The following is a 19,256-nucleotide window of genomic DNA, read 5'->3' as shown; positions in this document are numbered from 1 at the left end:
AATAGACAGCCCCTTATTTAAAATAATTTTTAGTAAATACTAAAAATACCTATTTGTACTGTTGCTTAATTTCTTGCGAAACGACTAATCCACGTTTTGCTTCTTTTTCTGCAATTTCAACGGATAACCCGATATAAGATCTCGGGTCAAGCATTGCTTTAATTTCTTCATTACTGAATGCTGCTGATATCACACTATTTTTGGTCAAATTAGTATAAAAATCTTCCCCATCCGCCGCAGTTTTAATTGCTTCTTCATACAGAAGGGAGTGAGCTTTATCTTTGCCTAATTTTTCCGCCATCTTCATCATGACATACTCAGTATTATCCAGCCCTTTGTTTCTCAAGACATTATGAAGCATTCTCTCTTCATGTGGCACAATCGTCCTAGAAAGCTCTTCAGTTCTTAGTAAAATTTCCGTGGTCAATTCCAAAGCTTCTTCGATTAACCCATCAAATAACATATAAGAACTACTATCACCTTCATAAGGCCTTACCGCAGAATACATACCAACACTCGGTAAAGAATATAATTTCTGTGAGTTAGCAATAATTCCCTTAGCAAGTTTTGGGTTTATTTTATGCGGCATAGTACTACTGCCCACTGTTCCTTTAGTAAAGCCTTCAGAAACCTCTGCAATTTCTTCTAACGTTGTGCTATAAACTTCTTCACCGATTTTATGGCAAATATTGGCCATTAACGCTAAATTTGCCATATATTCAAGCTTATGCGTACTCAAGTTTCTGGATGGCACTTCCATGGCTTCCATCCCTACCAACTCAGCAACACGTTTTTGTACCGCCATACCAACACTAGGCATTGAGTTAAATGCACCAACTGCACCACCCATCATAATAGTGAAAACCCGTTTTTCACACTCTTTCATACGTTGATAGCAATCAATAAAATCGCTGATCCACACCGAAACTTTATAGCCGTAGGTGATGGGGATGGCATGACGCCCATGAGTTCTTCCCGGCATCACCATATGTTTGGTTCTTTCGGCCAAATCGGCTAAGTTTTCGATGATTTCACCGAGTAACAACATAAATTTATGATGTACAGTTTTCATCATATAGAGCTGTGAACTTTGCTGAATATTTTGCGTGGTAATTCCATAATGGATATATTTACCGCTTTCCTCAGAGCAAGCATTCACTAAAACTTTCAAGAAAGGTACAAAGCCATGGCCTATTTTTTGGTAAATACGGCTCATTTCTTCAAAATCGATATTTTCGATAACGGCCTTTTCTTTAATTTCATCTGCCGCGGATTGTGGAATAAATCCCAGTTCCGCTTGAGCTTGGGCCAGCATGGATTCAAACATTAACCAAGTAGAATATTTTGCTTCATCAGACAATAAGTCTTTAATTCCACGGTCATCAATAGTTTTACTTTTAGAATCGTATAATGCTCTCATTTCGTATCCCTTCTTTATTTCTTCATTGCTTCATCAACAGCATTGCGAACAAACTCAACCTTTGGTCCATATACAACATGGACGTGGTTTGCCGATGGAAAGAAGAATGCGGTACATCCTGATTCCAACATTAAATCTTTATCAATTTGGTTCACTTCTCCAACATCAATACGCATACGGGTAATACAGTTATCTACGTTACGAATATTTTGTTTGCCACCTAACGCTTGAATTAAAATTTCTGCAATTTCGCCATAACGTTTTTCTTTAATTAAGGTATTTTTCAGATTACTCGATTCTTCGCGACCTGGTGTTTTTATATCAAACTTAATAATGGCCCAGTAGAAAATAAAATAAGTGACGACAGCCAAACAGCTACCGATAATAACCAAGAAAATCCAGTTAGTGTTTTCGTACAGTAGACCAAAAATCGTGAAATCAAATACGGTTCCACGAATATAACCAATACCGACCTCAGCTAAAGAAAGTAATACCGCACCGATACCGACAATAATGGCGTAAATTAAGTACAATAATGGCGCAATAAATACGAAGGTAAATTCGAGTGGCTCCGTGACGTTACCAAGCATGGCTGTTAATACCATGGTAACCAGCATGGATTTCACTTCTGCGCGGTTTTCTTTCTTCGATGTTTTGTAAATAGCAAGAGCAATTGCAGGGAATAGGAATAGTGTGACTAGCATTTGTTGCTGCGCCATAAAGCGAGTCAAACTTGGCATCATCGACCAATATTCACTATCTGGGCCTTGGTTAAATAGCACCTCAGTTAATGCAGGAACAACACCAACAAAGGTTTGTCCGTCAATAACATAAGTACCACCCGCCTCAGTAAATCTAAATAAAACGTTCCATACATGGTGTAAACCAAATGGAATAAATAAACGTTCACCACCCGCGGTAAAAAATGGCCCTACAGGACTTAAAAATACCGCGGAGAGTTTCATCAAACCTTGGACTAATACTTCCCAAATAAACGGTAATAACGCACCCACTCCAATCATTAAACCGATCATAATAATAGAGACGGATTTTTTACCAGAAAAGGAAGCAAATGCGGTTGGCAATTCAAGGTTATAGAACTTATCAGTCGCCCAAGCGGCAATCAAACCGGTAATAATCCCTCCTGCGGCACTGATATTTAAAGTTTGTATACCAAGAACTTTAATTTGTCCTACTTGCCCCATCATTGCAGGGTCTGCAAGTTTACCAGTAAGCACTAACCAAATATTCATGGTGATGATCAGCGACAAGTAGCCGACAACCGACGCAAAGACGGCGATCCCCTTATCTCGATGGCTCATACCATAGGCCACACCCATAGCAAACAATAGGGGAATATTATCAAAAATAACACCCGCGATTGAACGAATGCTGACAAGTAATGCATTAACCGTTTCATTTCCGAGAAAAGGAAAACGTGCAATCATATAAGTTTGCACTAATGCACCACTGATACCCAATATCATACCAATAGGTGCTAAAACACCTATTGGAAGGAGTAATGTTCTCCCAAAGCGTTGAATAGATTCACCAAACTTTTTTCTGGCCATACTGTTTCCTTATGACTTCTATTATTAGAATTAAAGGCATACTAGCTTGGGGGGATTATAAAAGAAATGATGTCACGGTTTTAAAAGTTATCTTAGGTCATAACTAATGACTTAGGTCATGTTAATAAAAACTATCTACCAAAGATAAGAATGAAAGACGAGTGAAGTTCTCTTAGAAAATAAAAAAGAAAATTTAAAGTAGATTTTCTAATTCATTGATAAGTAAATCAACTAAAATAAAAAAGCCAATTCTGGATTTTGTGTCATCTCTTTTAGTATCAAAATTATCGGCAAAACAAAACAAAGTATTATCAGTATAAGTGGTTAGTTCATTAGTATTAAAAGCGGTCATACTAATGATATTTGCCCCTTTTAATTGCACAATTTTTGCTGTTTCAATAATTTTTTTGGTTCCCCCTGATAGTGAGATAAAAATGACGGTGTCATCTTTGCTAACTAATCGAGTGAAAGAGTCAGATAAATTGTAGTCATTAATAAAAAAACAGTGTAAACCTAACGCAAATAGTAAGTGTTCAAGATAATAGCCAACAGCTTTACTTGTCCCTCTGGCAACAATAAAAATATTTCTCGATTTATGTAGTATTTTAGCGCAATCGCTAATTTGCTCTTCGTTAATTAATGTAAAACTTTTATTAATATTTTTTTCGAGTTGTTTTTTATAAGACGAAGGTGTGATTTTTTCAGTTTTATTTTTTGTTAAAATATAATTATTAATCTGAAACTTAAGTTCTTTAAATCCACTAAACCCTAATTTTTGCGACAAATTAATAATAACTGTTTTAGAAACAAAGGTTTTAGCAACTAGTTCATTAATATTTAAGTAAGGGATATCTGTAATATTATCAGTCAGGTATTTTAAGACTTTTTTTTCGCTAATGGTTAAATTATCGTAATTTTTTAAGAAATCTAACATATCCCCTCTCCGATAAGCCTAGCTAGCTTTCAAATGACTCTATTAAGTAATAAACAAGTAAACAGCACTCAAGAGTGGCGCTGTTTACCTGACAAGAAATCACTTAAACTTAAGTTGTTTCACAGCCTCATCGATATCAATTTCATCTTCCGAAAATGTTAATGATGTCCCATGTAACGTACTAATTTCTAATTTTTTCAATGAACGCATTTGACCAGGTTTATCTGATTTTGGTTTGATACTATTCATTAATGCGCCAATTGATAACACGGTATTTTCTTTATCGATACGCGTATCTGCAGGTACTTCTACTGAATAAACACGATAGGATTTAATTGATGTAATCTTAATCCGTTCTCCTGCGATATAAATATATTTACTTTCAGGTATGACTTTGACCGCAAAAGCAGATAACCCTTTATTATTTGTCGTCGGTTCGAAAGTAACTGCAGCATTTTTTTTAATCAAATCTGGGTTGGCAACCTTAACCACATGAAAATAACGGTTATCGCCATTCTCATCTTTGATAAATCCAAAACCTTTATCTTCGAACCATGTTGTGATCGTTCCATTCATTGCCATTACCGCCTAATTAATCTTTTATTGACTCAGTTTTTACAACCCGCAGTATAGAGCACAATGCGTGTGCAGACTACGGCTTTGCTTTTAGTCTGAGTGATAAATTTACGTGATGCAAGTGACAGCGTTCGCCTACCTACTAAAAATTGGTTATTATCAACAACCATTTTTTGCTGGAAAGGCTAATGACTGAAATCATCGACACCTTTATTGCTCCGCCCTGTCACGATGAGATAGAAATTATCTATCAGGATGAGCATCTGGTTCTTATTAATAAGCCAAGTGGCCTACTCAGCCTTTCTGGAAAAAACCCACAAAACTTAGACTCCGTCCATCACCGATTAGTAAAAATATTCCCAGACTGCACCCTTGTCCACCGTTTAGATTTCGGCACATCTGGATTGATGGTGGTTGCTCGCAATAAAGCCATCAATGCAGCTCTGAGCCAGCAATTTAGCCAACGCTCCGTCATTAAGATATACCAAGCTCTACTTTGTGGCCACTTAGCTAATGATGAGGGTGTCATTGATGCGGCAATAGCAAAAGACCCTGCACAGTTTCCCCGCATGTCGCTTTGCGAGGTGAATGGCAAACCTGCCCGCTCCCACTATCAAGTGATAGAGCGTCTGTATCACCCTGTAGAAAATGGGATATCGTTACCTGTAACCCGTGTCCAATTAACCCCTGAGACAGGGCGCACCCACCAGCTACGTATCCATTGCCAAAAATTAGGTTACCCTATATTAGGCTGTGACCTATATGGTGGGCGATTATTACAAGGGACTGAGCAGACTCCACGTTTACTTTTGCACGCTAGCGAATTGCATTTTGTTCACCCTGCGAGTCAGAAGAACGTTAAAATGTTTAGCGCTAGCCCGTTTTAACGCCAAAGCTACGACTTAAAATTTGACGAGTATTACCACATCAGGTCGTCAGGGATCTTAAAGTCCGCATACGGGTCATCTTCATCCTGTTCTTCTTGGCTGAGAGCATTGTTGAGTACGATACTATCCGCATCTCTTTGCGTTATTTTATCCGCTACACTTGCTGGAATAATCACATACTCGTTAACATCACTGTTATCAATCGCTAAACGTGCAATCGCCAGACGCCCACTGATCAGTTGCGTTTGTGTTATCTTGTCTACAACAACTTGCTTGATAACGTTGTTATCTGTGAAATTAAAACTAATATCTCCCTTTGAAATATCAACTTTATTCATTTCAATAAGTTGTTTAACTTGCGCTTTAAACTCTTTGGATTGCACCATTTGTTTATGCTGCTCACTCAATTGTTTGTCACGCTCAAGCTGTGCTTTTTTATTTTCTTCTACGGCTTCCCTTGCTTCACGCGCCTGAACACGTGATTTTTTAGCCGTTCTTTGCACTTTTGCCATTTTCTTACTAGTAACTAATCCTGCTTTTAGCATTTGCTCTTGTAAGGTGAGTTTCGCCATCTTCGCCTCTAAATCTATCGGATAATTATGTGATTATACCTGTAGCTACTGAGACCTGATAGGCTTTGAGCTTTATAGATGTAGAAATTATGTGATGTTATTTAAGAAAAGATGATACCGATGATAATACAATTATTGGCTGAACCTACATTGGTTTAATAACAAGTTCTATCTAACAATTTGTCATAAGTGTTATATTTAATAGCTAACCGCCCTGTATCCCTTTTCCCCCCTTATCTAGAATAGTGTATACTTGCCAACAAGAAATTTATTCACGGTTAATTAATATAATGAAAGAAATCGAAAAAGCACAAATTAAGCTTCTTAGCGACCGTTTAGATCTTATTCGTCGCCAGATGGCAAGTATGCAACTGACGAGTGAAGTAGAAAAACACGCAGAACTAGAGAAAGAAAAAGCGACACTGGAAATTGAAATCGCTCGTCTGAAGGCGGTGCGTAACAAAAAACTAAGCAAAGAAGCGCAAAAACTAGTAGATATGCCGTTCAAGCGTCCCATCACTAAGAAAGAACAAGCCGACCTTGGCAAGCTGAAAAAATCCGTGCGAGGCTTGACCATTGTCCATCCAATGACGGCATTAGGCCGCGAAATGGAACTGGATGTTATGACCGGTTTTTCTAAGGCTGATTTCTAGTTAGAAAGTCAACCCAACTAAAATCTGTAATGCCCAACGAATACTGGGAGGTTCTTAATACACTTTTTATAGTTATGAACCGCTAGTAAGTAATTCAGCCGCTCATCATCCATCACAAACCCTTTGATCAGATACCGTTCTAGCGTTTGCGTTGCCTACTGGCGAAATTGAGTGCCACCAACAGATGTAACGCAGTAACTGACAGCAAGCACATTATTTTACTAAAAATAATGTGCTACTATATTTATAAATTCTGTTGAAAGAAAACAGTGAGTTTATCGAAAGGGATCTTGCTTAGATTATCATATAAATCAACATGATCAGCATTTGGAATAATCAAGAGTTCTTTAGGATCTGAAGCTACTTTGTACACATCTTCAGAATAATAACGAGAATGTGCATTTTCCCCTGCAATCAGCAAAATTGGTCTTGGTGATATCATTTCAATATTGGTATGCATAGGAAAATTAAAAAAAGATATAGGCGTTGTTGCTGTCCACGCGGTTGTTGAATTAATTGAACGGGGATGAAAACCTCGAGGAGTACGGTAATAATCAAAAAATGCGGCTAATACAGGCGGTGCATTCTCTGGCAGAGTCTCCGGTAAAACACGTTGTCCCTCGATAATATTGCCATCTTCATCGAATGGCACCTCATGGTAACCTAAAGCATAGTGTCCGTTTTTTGCATCTTTCCAGCGCTGCTGGCTAAGATAATCAATCACTTTATGTCGTTCTTCAATGGTGTAACTATCTTGGTATCCGCGGCTAATACTGCGAGACATATCGTACATTGATGCTGTTGCTACGGCTTTAATACGTGAATCGCTACTCGCTGCAGTTAAAGCCATACCACTTAATCCGCAGATAGCTAACGCACCAATACGCTCGCGATCCACATTTGGCTGTAGCCCTAAAAAATCGACAGCAGCACTAAAGTCTTCCGTATTGATATCCGCAGAAGCAACATTTCGAGGCTCACCCTCACTTTCTCCAGTAAAAGAGGGATCAAATGCTAGAGTAATAAAACCACGCTCTGCTAATGTTTGCGCATACAACCCCGAAGACTGCTCTTTTACTGCGCCAAATGGGCCACTCAATACAATCGCAGCAAATAACCCACTAGTATGTTTAGGTTGATATAAATCTCCGACTAAGGCTAAACCATAGCGATTTTTGAATGTGACTTTTCTATGTTCAACCTTATCACTTTTTACAAAGGTTTTATCCCATAGCTCACTGAAATTTGTATTTGGTTGCGCTAATACTGGTGATGTCATTATTGATGCCATACTCGCAACAGCAATACTTGCCCCCGTTAATTTCAATAAATCTCTACGTTCATGATTCATAATATGCATCCTCTTTTAGTTATTTCTTTGGATAAGCTCTATCACAGCTTGTTTTGGTGATGTAAATTGTAAATATTCCAGCCCATCGGTTATTTTTCCTAATTTAAATAACCCTGAGGAGTAACTAAATGGTTGATAAAAAATAGCAATATTTCCCCAAGGGGCATAATAAGTAATATCCCCAATCTCTGGCACGATCCCACTGGATGAATTATGAGTTAGTAGTTTTCGGGGAAGATAAGTGATTTTTTCTGTGGATGAATAATCTGCTAACTCAACAGTGAGCGGTAATAAACTGATAAAATCACGCGTCATTTCTGAATCTTTTAATTCTGCCTTGATTATTTGCGTATCAAGACGAATTTCGATTAAATACACTTTAGGTTCTATTGGTAAACTACGTGCCAATAATGGCTGGCTGATGCAGGCAAATACCAACAGAAAATAAAAATTTAATGGGGTAAGCCTATTTTTAAATAATAGATTCAACATATTATTTTTCCTTTTCAGCCTTTGCTGTGCATTGAACAAGTATTGCTGCGACTACAAGAAATAACGCACTGACTGCAAAGGTACTTTCATAGCCCATCAAATCAAATATTATGCCTCCCACCGAAGCGCCGCAGGCAATGGAAAGTTGGATCACAGCAACCATCAATCCCCCTCCTGCTTCTGCACTATTTGAAAATATTCGAGGTATCCAACTCCACCAACCAACAGGCGCCGCAGTCGCGATAAAACCCCAAATACTCAATAATACGATGGAAGTAAGACTGGAATAGCCAAAGAAAATAAGTGATACCGCAATACTGGCCATCAATAGTGGAATGGCGATTAATGTTTGATAGAACCCTATTTTTAATACACGATTAATCAGTAGAGTTCCGATAAATCCCGTAATACCAATAAGTAACAAACTAAATGTCACCATCGAAATATCGACTTTTACGACGGTCTCAAGAAAAGGGCGTACATAGGTAAATAAGGTAAATTGCCCCATAAAAAATAACCCGATAGCAAGCATACCCAGTGTGATAACGCGGTATTTAAAGAAGCTAAAAATACTGAAAATCTGAGGCGTATTTTGATGAATGTTCGGATCAGTTGGCATTGAGGGTAAACTCACCCACAACCACAAAATAGTTGCAATCGCGATAGGCACCAAGCCTAAAAATGCCCCTCTCCATCCAATAGTTGAGCCCAGATAAGCTCCTAAAGGTGCAGCAATAACCGTTGCTAGCGCATTGCCGCTATTGAAAATAGCCAGTGCCTTAGGAACTTGATCTATCGGCACAAGGCGCATTGCTATCGCAGCAGACATAGACCAAAAACCGCCAACAACAATACCGATTAGCGCACGACCAACCATATAAGTATAATAATTGGTGGCTAAAGCAATCATCGCGCCTGACGCCCCCATTAAGAACGTAAGCCCCAGCAATAAGGCTTTACGATTTAAATTACGAGTAAGTGCAGAAATAAATAAGCTCGTTATGACAGCAAATATTCCTGAGATAGTAATACCTTGTCCCGCCATTCCTTCTGTCACCTGAAAATCAAGCGCTAACGGTGTTAACAAGCTCACAGGCATAAATTCTGAGGCTATCAATACAAAAACACATAGCGTCATGGCAAAAACTGCACTCCAGTTCGCTCTTTCAGGAAAATTTCGCTCTTGAAAAATGGCATTATCCATCGGTTATATTCGCCTATGTACCTACGATATTTAATGGACATCATCATGGCATACAGGTAATAATTTAATTAGTGGGTATAATCTTTATGAACTTGTGAGAAAAATTCATTAATGATGAAAGGTAAAATGAATGACTTGCACGCTTTTCTTATCGTTGCTCAAGAGCAAAGTTTTACAAAAGCGGCCGCAAGACTCGGTGTGACGCCTTCGGCATTAAGCCATACAATACGACTTTTGGAAGAACGCTTAGGGATTCGACTTCTCGCAAGAACAACCCGAAATGTTTCAGTAACAGAGGCTGGCGCACAGCTAATGAATGCCATCCGACCATTATTTGAACAGATTGATATTGAACTTAATGCATTAAGTGAGTTAAGAGACAGCCCTAGAGGGACTATTCGCTTAAGTTGTACCGATGACCAAATAGAAATTTATATTCGACCAATATTGAATAATTTTTTACAAAAATACCCTGATATCACAATAGAAATATATGTGGACTATGGTTTTACAAACATTGTTGAAGAACGTTTCGATGCAGGAATTCGAATTGGCGATGATATCAATAAAGACATGATAGCAGTTCGCATTGGGCCAGATTGGCGCTTAATTGCAGTCGCTTCACCGGACTATTTTAAACAGCACCCTAAACCTTTATTTCCTAACGACTTATCTGAACATCAATGCATCAATATTCGCCATCGTGCTGCGGGGGCTATTTATGCGTGGGAATTTAAACAAAATGATCATACAACAAGTATAAAGGTGGATGGGCAACTCGTTTTCAATAGTACACTGCACCAGTTAAATGCAGCGCTGGACGGAATGGGAATAGCCTATATTCCAGAACATTTAGCCGAGCCTTATATTGCCAAGGGGAAGTTACAGGCTGTATTAATCGATTATAGCCCTTACTTTGAAGGTTTTCACCTGTATTACCCAAACCGTCGACAGTCCTCACCCGCTTTTATGGCTTTTGTAGAAGCGATACGGTATCGAACAAAGTAGTCGCATTTGGTGAGTTGGATAAATAGCAGTGCCCCCATTAATACCCCCAGATTGGTTTTTTAGTGGTAGGCTTTTTTACTAATCCCACCAGCACATTGCAAAACTTCACGGTCATTAAAACTTAAAAACTGATCCAGCTTGGTATCCCAATCCTGTAAAAAAACTTGCTTACGACGCAGTGCTTAGTCTTCTGCAAAATCTAACCACATATTGACGATACGGTTTAATTCTTTCAGTTCATTTTCTCGAAGATAGTTCTTCGCGATCGTGACATCGGTTTTATGCACCTCATCAAATTTATAGCTGGTTAAGCCCATATCCAGCTGACTGGCTTTAAGCTTCATTGTGGGGGCATCCAAAAAATAGGGAAAAATTATGCCCCCAATTTTGCCCCCAAACAGGGGTATAAACCAGTAAACAAGGGGAGAATCAGACAGACTTCGAAGTGATTAATCTTGTTGATTTAAAAGGAAAATATAGACTTTGAGAGAAATTCAGAAACTGCGTTTGGCGGAAGATCACAGGAGTCGAACCTGCCCGGGACTGCTGGCAGCCCCAACTGGATTTGAAATCCAGCCGCCTCACCGGAGACGACGATCTTCCTCTATAGATTGGAAAGTGATTATAGACTGAATTCATTATTTTCCAAAGCATTGAAACTACAACTATTGCCTTTATTGATAAAAACCAACAAAAACCCCATTTATTGATAAGCGTTAATAAGAAAAAACGTTAGATTGATATTGAGGTTTGTACATCTGCCCCCATATACTTTCTTATATTCGCAATGGCGTGCTGGTTCTATCACCCATAACATTTATCCTATTTGGGTATAAGTTCGCCATTTAACTTTTATTGTCAACACAGTAAGCCTTGGCCTACGAGCACAAGCCTGCAATCACAGGATGTTTTATGACAAATTCATTATTAGCCGATTCCGCACTACCCCGTTTTTCTACTATAGAGCCTGCGGATATTTTTCCCGCGGTCCAACACGTACTCAATGAATATCGCCAAACAGTAGAAAACCTGTTGAGTGCAACAGATCAATACACTTGGGACAACCTGTGCCAACCTTTAGAAGAAGCCAGTGATAAGCTGTCTCGTGTTTGGTCGCCAGTGAGTCATTTACACTCCGTGAAAAACAGCCCAGAACTGCGCGAAGAGTATGAAAAATGTTTACCATTACTGTCTGAATTCAGTACCTGGATGGGGCAGCATGAGCCTTTGTATCAAGCATATAAATCATTAAAAGAAGGGGCTGAATTTAATTCCCTTAGCCAAGCTCAACGTAAGTCTATCGAAAATACCTTACGCGATTTTGAGTTATCCGGCATTGGCTTACCTGCTGAAAAACAGCAACGTTATGGTGAAATTGTGGCACGTTTGTCGGAGATAGCGTCTAAATTTAGCAATAACGTGCTTGATGCAACTATGGGTTGGACCAAACTGATTAAAGATGAAAAAGAATTAGCGGGTATGCCAGAAAGCGCTATTGCTGCAGCAAAAGCCATGGCTGAATCAAAAGGTGAAGAAGGCTACTTACTCACTCTCGATATGCCAAGCTATTTACCTGTTATGACCTATGCTGATAACGCAGAATTACGTCGTGAGATGAGCCATGCATATAGCACCCGTGCGTCTGACCAAGGCCCAAATGCGGGTAAATGGGATAACAGCGAATTAATCGATGAACTGATGGCTTTACGCCACGAGCTAGCGCAATTATTAGGTTTTAAAAACTACGCAGAAAAATCCCTAGCGACCAAAATGGCCGAATCGCCAGAACAAGTGCTGAATTTCCTCAATGATTTAGCTGACCGTGCTCATCAGCAAGGGGAAAATGAACTGGCTGAACTGACGGCTTTTGCTAAAGAACATTATGGTGTCGATACGCTTGAATCTTGGGATTTAGCCTATTACAGCGAAAAACAAAAACAGCATAAATTCTCATTAAATGATGAACAATTGCGCCCATATTTCCCTGAACAACGCGTCCTGAATGGCTTGTTCGAAGTTGTTCATCGCATTTATGGTTTAACTGCCAAAGAACGCAATGATGTAGAAACATGGCATAAAGATGTGCGTTTCTTTGAACTCTATGATGAAACCAATACCTTACGCGGCAGCTTCTACCTAGACCTCTATGCTCGCGAACATAAACGCGGTGGAGCTTGGATGGACGATTGTGTTGGCCGTATGGTGCATAAAGACGGCTCATTACAAAATCCTGTAGCCTATTTAACCTGTAACTTCAATAAACCACTTGGCGATAAACCCGCACTGTTTACTCATAATGAAGTCACTACCTTATTCCACGAATTTGGTCACGGCTTACATCATATGTTAACGCAAATTGATGTTGCAAATGTCGCAGGGATTAACGGTGTACCATGGGATGCTGTCGAGTTACCAAGTCAGTTTATGGAAAACTGGTGCTGGGAGCCTGAAGCCCTCGAATTTATTTCCGGCCATTATGAGACAGGCGAGCCATTACCAACAGAAATGCTCAATAGTATGTTAGCGGCGAAGAACTACCAATCAGCTATGTTTGTTCTACGCCAGTTAGAGTTTGGCCTGTTTGATTTCACCTTACATGCTGAGTATGACCCAGCCAAAGGTGCGCAAGTCATGCCAACGCTATATGCGATTAAAGATAAAGTCGCTGTGGTTCCTTCACCAAAATGGTCGCGCTTTCCACATGCTTTTAGCCATATTTTCGCAGGTGGCTATGCAGCTGGCTATTACAGCTACTTATGGGCAGATGTGCTTGCGGCAGATGCATACTCACGTTTCAGTGAAGAAGGCATCTTTAACCGTCAAACAGGTCAGTCTTTCCTCGACAATATCTTAAGTCGTGGTGGCTCAGAAGAACCAATGGCGCTGTTTGAACGCTTCCGTGGTCGCAAACCAGAATTAGATGCCATGTTGAAGAGCTATGGTATTCATGGCTAATCGTATTGAGATCCAATTGATCTGCGAAGAGGGTGCCGATCCCGGCACTCTTTCTCAACTTTCTGAAAAATGGCAACTTTCTCATACCCCTGATGCCATTATGGCGGTTGTACTTACGCCTGAAAACTTACAACTGCGCAAACTAGATGAGCCTAAATTAGGTGGGATTTTTGTTGATTTCGTCTCTGGGGCGATGGCCCATCGTCGCAAATTTGGTGGAGGTCGCGGTGAAGCTGTTGCCAAAGCCGTCGGGATCAAAAAAGATTATCTTCCCGATGTCATTGATGCCACTGCTGGCCTAGGGCGTGATGCCTTTGTTCTAGCCGCTCTCGGTTGCCATGTCCGTATGTTGGAGCGCCACCCTGTAGTTGCTGCTCTATTGGATGATGGTTTACAACGAGGCTACCAAGATGCAGAAATTGGCCCATGGTTACAAGAGCGAATGTCATTGATTCATGCATCCAGTATTACAGCACTGAGTGAGATAACCCATGCCCCTGATGTTATCTATCTTGATCCGATGTACCCTCATCGGCAAAAAAGTGCTTTAGTGAAGAAAGAAATGCGAGTATTTCAGTCATTGGTGGGAGCAGATGATGATGCAGATTCATTATTAGCCCCTGCGATTGCTTTGGCTAAACGTAGAGTGGTTGTTAAGCGCCCTGACTACGCGGAGCCCCTTGCGGGACAAAAAGCGCCATCAGCAGTTATCACTAAAAACCATCGGTTTGATATCTATCCATGCATTAAAAATAGCGAATAAACGTAACGGCGAAGGGCGTATGTACAGGTGAATTTATCAGTATGATACAGCCGCCCTTTCGCGTACGTTTTGAGGTCAGAGGATTACAACACACCCTGCCCAAGCATTGCATCTGCGACTTTTACAAAGCCCGCGATGTTAGCGCCTTGAACATAGTTAGTTTGTTTCTCTTCACCACCGAACTCCACACAATGCTGGTGGATATCCAACATGATGTGATGCAGACGGGCGTCAACTTTCTCTGCTTTCCAACCTAGACGAGCCGCATTTTGAGCCATCTCAAGACCTGAGGTTGCCACACCACCTGCGTTAGCCGCTTTACCTGGCGCAAACAGCACTCCTGCTTCAAGGAACAGCTCAGTTGCAGGAATAGTCGTTGGCATATTAGCCCCTTCAGCGACCGCTTTAACGCCATTTTTGATTAACACTTTTGCTGCATCAACATCTAGCTCATTTTGTGTTGCACATGGCAGAGCGATATCGACAGGAACATTCCATGGTTGCTGACCCGCTAAGTAAGTTAAGCCAAACTCTTTTGCATATTCTTCAATACGACCATAGTTGTTTTTGATTTCTTCCAAACGTGCGAGTTTTTCTGTTGTAAAGCCGTCTTCATCAACTACAGTACCGCTTGAATCGGAAGCTGTAACCACTTTGGCACCTAGCTCCATGCATTTTTCAATGGTGTACTGCGCAACGTTACCAGAACCAGAAACCGCGACACGCATCCCTTCAAAGCCTAGGCCATGACGTTTTAGCATCGCATTTGTGAAGTAAACCAAACCGTAACCGGTTGCTTCAGGGCGAATTAAACTACCACCAAAAGACAAGCCTTTACCGGTAAATACACAAGAAGTGTCATTAGACAGCTTTTTCATCATACCTGTCATAAAGCCCACTTCACGGCCACCAACACCAATATCCCCTGCTGGGACGTCAGTATTTGAACCAATATGGCGATAGAGTTCTGTCATCAATGCTTGGCAGAAACGCATCACTTCACCATGACTTTTACCTTTAGGATCAAAGTCAGAGCCACCTTTACCACCACCCATTGGCAATGTGGTCAAAGCATTTTTCAGTGTTTGTTCGAAGCCTAAGAATTTCAGGATAGATAAATTCACAGATGGGTGAAAACGCATACCACCTTTGAATGGGCCGATTGCAGAGCTAAATTGCACACGCCATGCACGGTTAACTTGAACTTTACCTTGGTCGTCTACCCAACATACTCGAAATTGAATTACACGCTCAGGTTCAACAAAACGTTCAAGTAATGCTTGGTCACGATACTTAGCATTTTGCTCTAAGAACGGCCAAAGGGAAGTGAATACTTCACGCACGGCTTGTAGAAATTCAGGTTGAGAAGGGTCTCTTTTTTGGACAGACTCCAAGAACGAAGATAGTGATTGTGTCATCTATGTCTTCCTTTTTAACATGTAGTTGTTGTGATGTGCCTCACTCTTTCTTATCATTATTTTTAGGAAATGTGAGGTTGATTTGTGTTTGCCTATTGAATATATCATTAGTTTGTATTCTAAATTCAAGGTTTTTTTTCACTCTATAGCAAAATAAATTGCTTGACCTGCCAATAACTCCCTCAAAATACATATTTTGAAACAAAAAAAACGCCTGCATAAGCAAGCGTTTTCAGTGAATAATATTTCAAATTGAGTGATATGGATTATTCTTCATCATCATTTAGTGGCACAATCAACATATCCACATGAACAGTATTGATTAACTGGCGAGCAGATGACATCAGCTTGCTCCAGAAATCTTGGTGATGCCCACAGACCACTAAATCCATATTGTATTTCTTAATCGCGTCCACAAGTACTTGGCCTAGGTCGCCACTACCACTGAGTGTTTCTTGGATTTCATAACCTGCGCCCGCAGACAAATCCTTCAGAGCATTACGTGTTTCATCAGTAATACGTTGCTGCATGTCACCAAGATTGACATCAATAAGACCGGTATAGAGGTCTGAATAGTTAACATCAACATGGATCATAGATACTTTGGCCCCGTAAGGTTTTGCCATAGAGACAGCCTTATCCAGTAATACTTTACTTTCAGGTGATAAATCTACCGCAACGAGAATATGTTTGTAAGCCATAAGTAAACTCCTTCCGAATGCTGATTATCTGGTGGTTATGCCTTCACCACATCTTTATGAATACTATACCTGCTAATTGTGATTATTAAGTGTTGCTTTGATCACATCTAAGCAGATTAACCTTAAAATCATCACTTCATATAACATTTTATAAAACAATAACATCATTCATTCAATATTAATATATTGCCCTAAAAAATTCGAGTTATGGCGACTCTTTAGTTTAGAAATGCAACAAAGTTGCACAGCAAACTGTGATAATAAAGTTCAGTAACTCAGATTTATTTTCTTCAATAGAAACAAGAGGTCATCACAAATTTGCGCTAACTGCACTTTTTTTAAACAGTAATTTATCCTACAATAAAATAACTGAGTATAAGTACAATTTTTCTGCTGTATTTCCTTTGCGACAATTGCTGTGAGCTTGAGCTAGGTTCTAAGGAGAGGATTATGTTCAGTATGATTGCATTGTTTTGGGCATTATGCATTTTGTGCATCTTAAATATGATGCGGTACTTTTCTTCCGTTCGTGTTTTATTGTCTATTCTAAGGGATTCAGATCCCCTGCTTTATCAATCCGTTGATGGTAATGGTTTTTTTACTACACACGGCCAACTGAACAAACAACTGCGGTTAGTTCGATACATAAATAATAAACAATATCTGGAACATTACGACCCAGAAGTTATTTTGCGTTGTGAGCGGATCCGTAAGCAATTCATGATGATAAGCAGACTCAGTATTCTTGTTGTCGTGAGCTTAGCCTATTTATTGATAACCGGTTAATTGTGATTAGTAACTTGCTAGCGAGAAAATAGTGATGACCTTCCGATCATCACTATTTTATATATGTAGATTACTGTGTTCATGTAACTGTTAAAGGCTCCATACTCATGTATGAAGCCAAAATTAGTGCGACTAGATAAACAACAGCGATAGCCAGTACAAACCGCCCGATAACACAATGGACACCGGTAAAGTCAATAACCATGCTAATGCAATGCTTTTAATGGTTTTTGTTTGTACACCACCACCATCGACAACCATCGTCCCCGCAACCGCAGAAGATAAAACCTGCGTTGTTGAAACTGGCATACCAGTATAACTTGCCACGCCGATAGAAACTGCTGCAGTCACCTGGGCAGATACACCTTGCGCATAAGTCATGCCTTTCTTACCAATTTTCTCACCAATGGTCACAGCAACACGCTGCCAACCAAACATGGTGCCTAATGATAATGCTAAAGCAACCGCAATAATGATCCACAGTGGCGCATATTCAACGGTATACAGCAAATCATTACTGAGTTTTTTCAGTAAGCTGGCATCTTTCGAACTGGTTTCTGGCAATTTCGCAACCGCATTCGCAGTATCAGAGATACACATCAGCAAACGGCGTGCGTGGTTACGTTGGTCTGGCGTCAGCTCTTCATAGCTTTGAATGCCATCAAGCATCTTTTGCGCTTGATTTAAAATAGCGCTAGTACGCGTGCTATCACAATGGAATTCACCGCCAGGCTCATCACTACTTTCTGCAACGGCCGGGGCATTTTCTATTGCATGGTTTAACGCTGGTTTATGTGTTTCATAGTATTGTTGCAGGTGGACAACCGCATCATGTGTTTTTGCGATGTCATAACCGTTAGAATTCATATTCATAACGAAACCTGCTGGAGCAACACCAATTAACACCAGCATGATAAGACCGATGCCTTTCTGGCCATCGTTCGCACCATGGGAGAAACTCACCCCAACTGCTGACAAAATCAATGCAGTACGGGTCCAGAATGGTGGCTTACGCTTACCATCTTTTTTCTCACGTTCCGCTGGTGTTAAGTGAATACGACGACGTTTCTTTGTGCCACTCCAATAACGGCGCAAAAAGAAAATCATCAAACCGGCAATCACGAAACCGATAGCGGGAGACAAAATTAATGACATGAAAATACTGATCATTTTCGGTATATTCAAGGCATCAACAACAGACGAATCAGTCACAATCGCGTTGGTTAAACCCACCCCGATTATTGCCCCGATCAGTGTGTGTGAACTGGAAGCAGGGATACCGAAGTACCAAGTTCCAAGGTTCCAAATAATTGCAGCCAAGAGCAATGAAAAAACCATTGCAAGGCCGTGAGCTGAGCTCACATTAAGCAAGAGGTCTGTTGGTAAGAGATGGACAATGGCATATGCAACGCTCAACCCTCCCAGCAAGACACCAAAAAAGTTAAAAACCCCTGCCATGACAACTGCGAACTGAGCCCGCATTGCTCTGGTATAAATAACCGTTGCTACCGCGTTAGCGGTGTCATGGAAGCCATTTATAGCCTCATAGATCAGCACAAATAACAGTGCCAGAACTAATAATAGACCTGTATGAAATTCTAAACCTGTAAAAAGATGTAGCATAGACGTTAAGCCATTATATGTTGGACATGAACGCGGCGCATTATCAGTGACAAACGCTGGCGGTGGAAGCAAAATCTAACCTTTTTTTGATTTAACTACCCATCAAAAAAGCACCTCATAGCAATTACCCCATATTTTTCAATACATTAAAGCAATCAAACTTATTCTGAATTTTTGAAACTTTTTAACGATATTTCCAGAAAATAATCGTTGTTTGCTTTTTTTAGACGAATTTTTCTAATTATAATACGTCCTGTATAGTTTTCATCAGTTCTTCCTCAAAGCTTTACATTACAATCCCGGTGAGATGACGTAAAATATCCCAGTTATCAATGTAATTAC

The 19,256-nt window shown here is 40.1% G+C and carries 17 protein-coding genes, 1 tRNA gene and 2 pseudogenes; 6 read left to right on the top strand and 14 right to left on the bottom strand.

Annotated features, from left to right (window positions below):
- Positions 1-49: 49 nt before the first annotated feature.
- The 4 genes from PZ638_RS00590 to PZ638_RS00575 form a co-directional block, all read right to left on the bottom strand.
- Entirely contained in the window at positions 50-1,420 is a 1,371-nt protein-coding gene (locus PZ638_RS00590; RefSeq protein WP_180312276.1) for a class-II fumarase/aspartase family protein, read from the bottom strand.
- 14 nt (positions 1,421-1,434) lie between these two features.
- Positions 1,435-2,991: a PTS transporter subunit EIIC gene (locus PZ638_RS00585; protein ID WP_272674396.1), complete on the bottom strand. Its 1,557-nt coding sequence runs from the start codon at positions 2,989-2,991 to the stop codon at positions 1,435-1,437.
- A gap of 193 nt (positions 2,992-3,184) precedes the next feature.
- Entirely contained in the window at positions 3,185-3,925 is a 741-nt protein-coding gene (locus PZ638_RS00580; protein WP_094960882.1) for a MurR/RpiR family transcriptional regulator, read from the bottom strand.
- Between the two features lie 99 nt (positions 3,926-4,024).
- Entirely contained in the window at positions 4,025-4,507 is a 483-nt protein-coding gene (locus PZ638_RS00575) for a cold-shock protein (protein ID WP_004263097.1), read from the bottom strand.
- A 182-nt stretch (positions 4,508-4,689) separates the two neighbouring features.
- Between PZ638_RS00575 and PZ638_RS00570 the strand changes: the two genes are divergently transcribed.
- Positions 4,690-5,388, top strand: a complete 699-nt coding sequence (locus PZ638_RS00570; RefSeq protein WP_164454808.1) for an RluA family pseudouridine synthase — start codon at positions 4,690-4,692, stop codon at positions 5,386-5,388.
- 32 nt (positions 5,389-5,420) lie between these two features.
- Here PZ638_RS00570 and PZ638_RS00565 read toward each other — a convergent pair whose 3' ends face one another.
- Positions 5,421-5,960 (bottom strand): DUF2058 domain-containing protein, encoded by a 540-nt coding sequence (locus PZ638_RS00565; RefSeq protein ID WP_004263100.1) that lies wholly within the window; start codon positions 5,958-5,960, stop codon positions 5,421-5,423.
- Positions 5,961-6,250: 290 nt separating this feature from the next.
- Here PZ638_RS00565 and PZ638_RS00560 point away from each other — a divergent pair, with 290 nt between their 5' ends.
- Positions 6,251-6,613, top strand: coding sequence for a YibL family ribosome-associated protein (locus tag PZ638_RS00560; protein WP_036958636.1), 363 nt, complete (start codon positions 6,251-6,253; stop codon positions 6,611-6,613).
- A 95-nt stretch (positions 6,614-6,708) separates the two neighbouring features.
- On the opposite strand, the pseudogene rhuM (PZ638_RS00555) reads toward PZ638_RS00560, so the two are convergent.
- The 4 genes and pseudogenes from rhuM (PZ638_RS00555) to PZ638_RS00540 form a co-directional block, all read right to left on the bottom strand.
- Positions 6,709-6,825, bottom strand: a pseudogene (gene rhuM, locus PZ638_RS00555) (RhuM family protein); the annotation flags it as partial.
- 32 nt (positions 6,826-6,857) lie between these two features.
- Positions 6,858-7,973 carry an alpha/beta hydrolase gene (locus tag PZ638_RS00550; protein WP_112308020.1) on the bottom strand — a complete coding sequence of 372 codons (1,116 nt, stop codon included), beginning with the start codon at positions 7,971-7,973 and terminating at the stop codon, positions 6,858-6,860.
- A gap of 6 nt (positions 7,974-7,979) precedes the next feature.
- Positions 7,980-8,456 (bottom strand): cyclophilin-like fold protein, encoded by a 477-nt coding sequence (locus tag PZ638_RS00545; protein WP_004263133.1) that lies wholly within the window; start codon positions 8,454-8,456, stop codon positions 7,980-7,982.
- A 1-nt stretch (position 8,457) separates the two neighbouring features.
- Complete coding sequence (locus tag PZ638_RS00540) at positions 8,458-9,660, bottom strand: MFS transporter (RefSeq protein ID WP_144138655.1); 1,203 nt, start codon at positions 9,658-9,660, stop codon at positions 8,458-8,460.
- A 111-nt stretch (positions 9,661-9,771) separates the two neighbouring features.
- On the opposite strand from PZ638_RS00540, the gene PZ638_RS00535 reads away from it, so the two are divergent.
- A complete protein-coding gene (locus PZ638_RS00535) occupies positions 9,772-10,668 on the top strand; it encodes a LysR family transcriptional regulator (protein ID WP_096863483.1) in 897 nt (298 codons plus the stop codon).
- A gap of 68 nt (positions 10,669-10,736) precedes the next feature.
- Here the strand turns inward: PZ638_RS00535 and rhuM (PZ638_RS00530) are convergent.
- Together rhuM (PZ638_RS00530) and PZ638_RS00525 are read right to left on the bottom strand one after the other, a co-directional pair.
- Positions 10,737-11,000: pseudogene (gene rhuM / locus PZ638_RS00530) on the bottom strand (RhuM family protein); the annotation flags it as partial.
- A 176-nt stretch (positions 11,001-11,176) separates the two neighbouring features.
- Positions 11,177-11,271: transfer RNA gene (locus PZ638_RS00525), tRNA-Sec, on the bottom strand.
- Between the two features lie 309 nt (positions 11,272-11,580).
- On the opposite strand from PZ638_RS00525, the gene prlC reads away from it, so the two are divergent.
- On the top strand, positions 11,581-13,623 hold the full coding sequence (prlC, locus tag PZ638_RS00520; RefSeq protein WP_180312275.1) for an oligopeptidase A: 2,043 nt from the start codon (positions 11,581-11,583) through the stop codon (positions 13,621-13,623).
- Positions 13,616-14,386: a 16S rRNA (guanine(1516)-N(2))-methyltransferase RsmJ gene (gene rsmJ / locus PZ638_RS00515; RefSeq protein WP_196724699.1), complete on the top strand. Its 771-nt coding sequence runs from the start codon at positions 13,616-13,618 to the stop codon at positions 14,384-14,386. Before prlC ends, rsmJ begins: the two co-directional genes overlap by 8 nt.
- Positions 14,387-14,469: 83 nt before the next feature.
- On the opposite strand, the gene gdhA is transcribed toward rsmJ, so the two are convergent.
- Together gdhA and uspA are read right to left on the bottom strand one after the other, a co-directional pair.
- On the bottom strand, positions 14,470-15,804 hold the full coding sequence (gene gdhA / locus PZ638_RS00510; protein WP_004263145.1) for an NADP-specific glutamate dehydrogenase: 1,335 nt from the start codon (positions 15,802-15,804) through the stop codon (positions 14,470-14,472).
- A gap of 266 nt (positions 15,805-16,070) precedes the next feature.
- Positions 16,071-16,505 (bottom strand): universal stress protein UspA, encoded by a 435-nt coding sequence (gene uspA, locus PZ638_RS00505; RefSeq protein ID WP_004263149.1) that lies wholly within the window; start codon positions 16,503-16,505, stop codon positions 16,071-16,073.
- 450 nt (positions 16,506-16,955) lie between these two features.
- Between uspA and uspB the strand changes: the two genes are divergently transcribed.
- Positions 16,956-17,291, top strand: a complete 336-nt coding sequence (gene uspB, locus PZ638_RS00500) for a universal stress protein UspB (RefSeq protein ID WP_004263154.1) — start codon at positions 16,956-16,958, stop codon at positions 17,289-17,291.
- A gap of 132 nt (positions 17,292-17,423) precedes the next feature.
- On the opposite strand, the gene pitA is transcribed toward uspB, so the two are convergent.
- Positions 17,424-18,914, bottom strand: coding sequence for an inorganic phosphate transporter PitA (gene pitA, locus PZ638_RS00495; protein WP_004263157.1), 1,491 nt, complete (start codon positions 18,912-18,914; stop codon positions 17,424-17,426).
- Between the last annotated feature and the right edge of the window lie 342 nt (positions 18,915-19,256).

This window comes from Providencia hangzhouensis, assembly GCF_029193595.2.
GTDB lineage: Bacteria > Pseudomonadota > Gammaproteobacteria > Enterobacterales > Enterobacteriaceae > Providencia > Providencia hangzhouensis.
The sequence above is the reverse complement of the archived record's forward strand: the minus strand, read 5'-3'. Positions and strand labels throughout refer to the sequence as shown.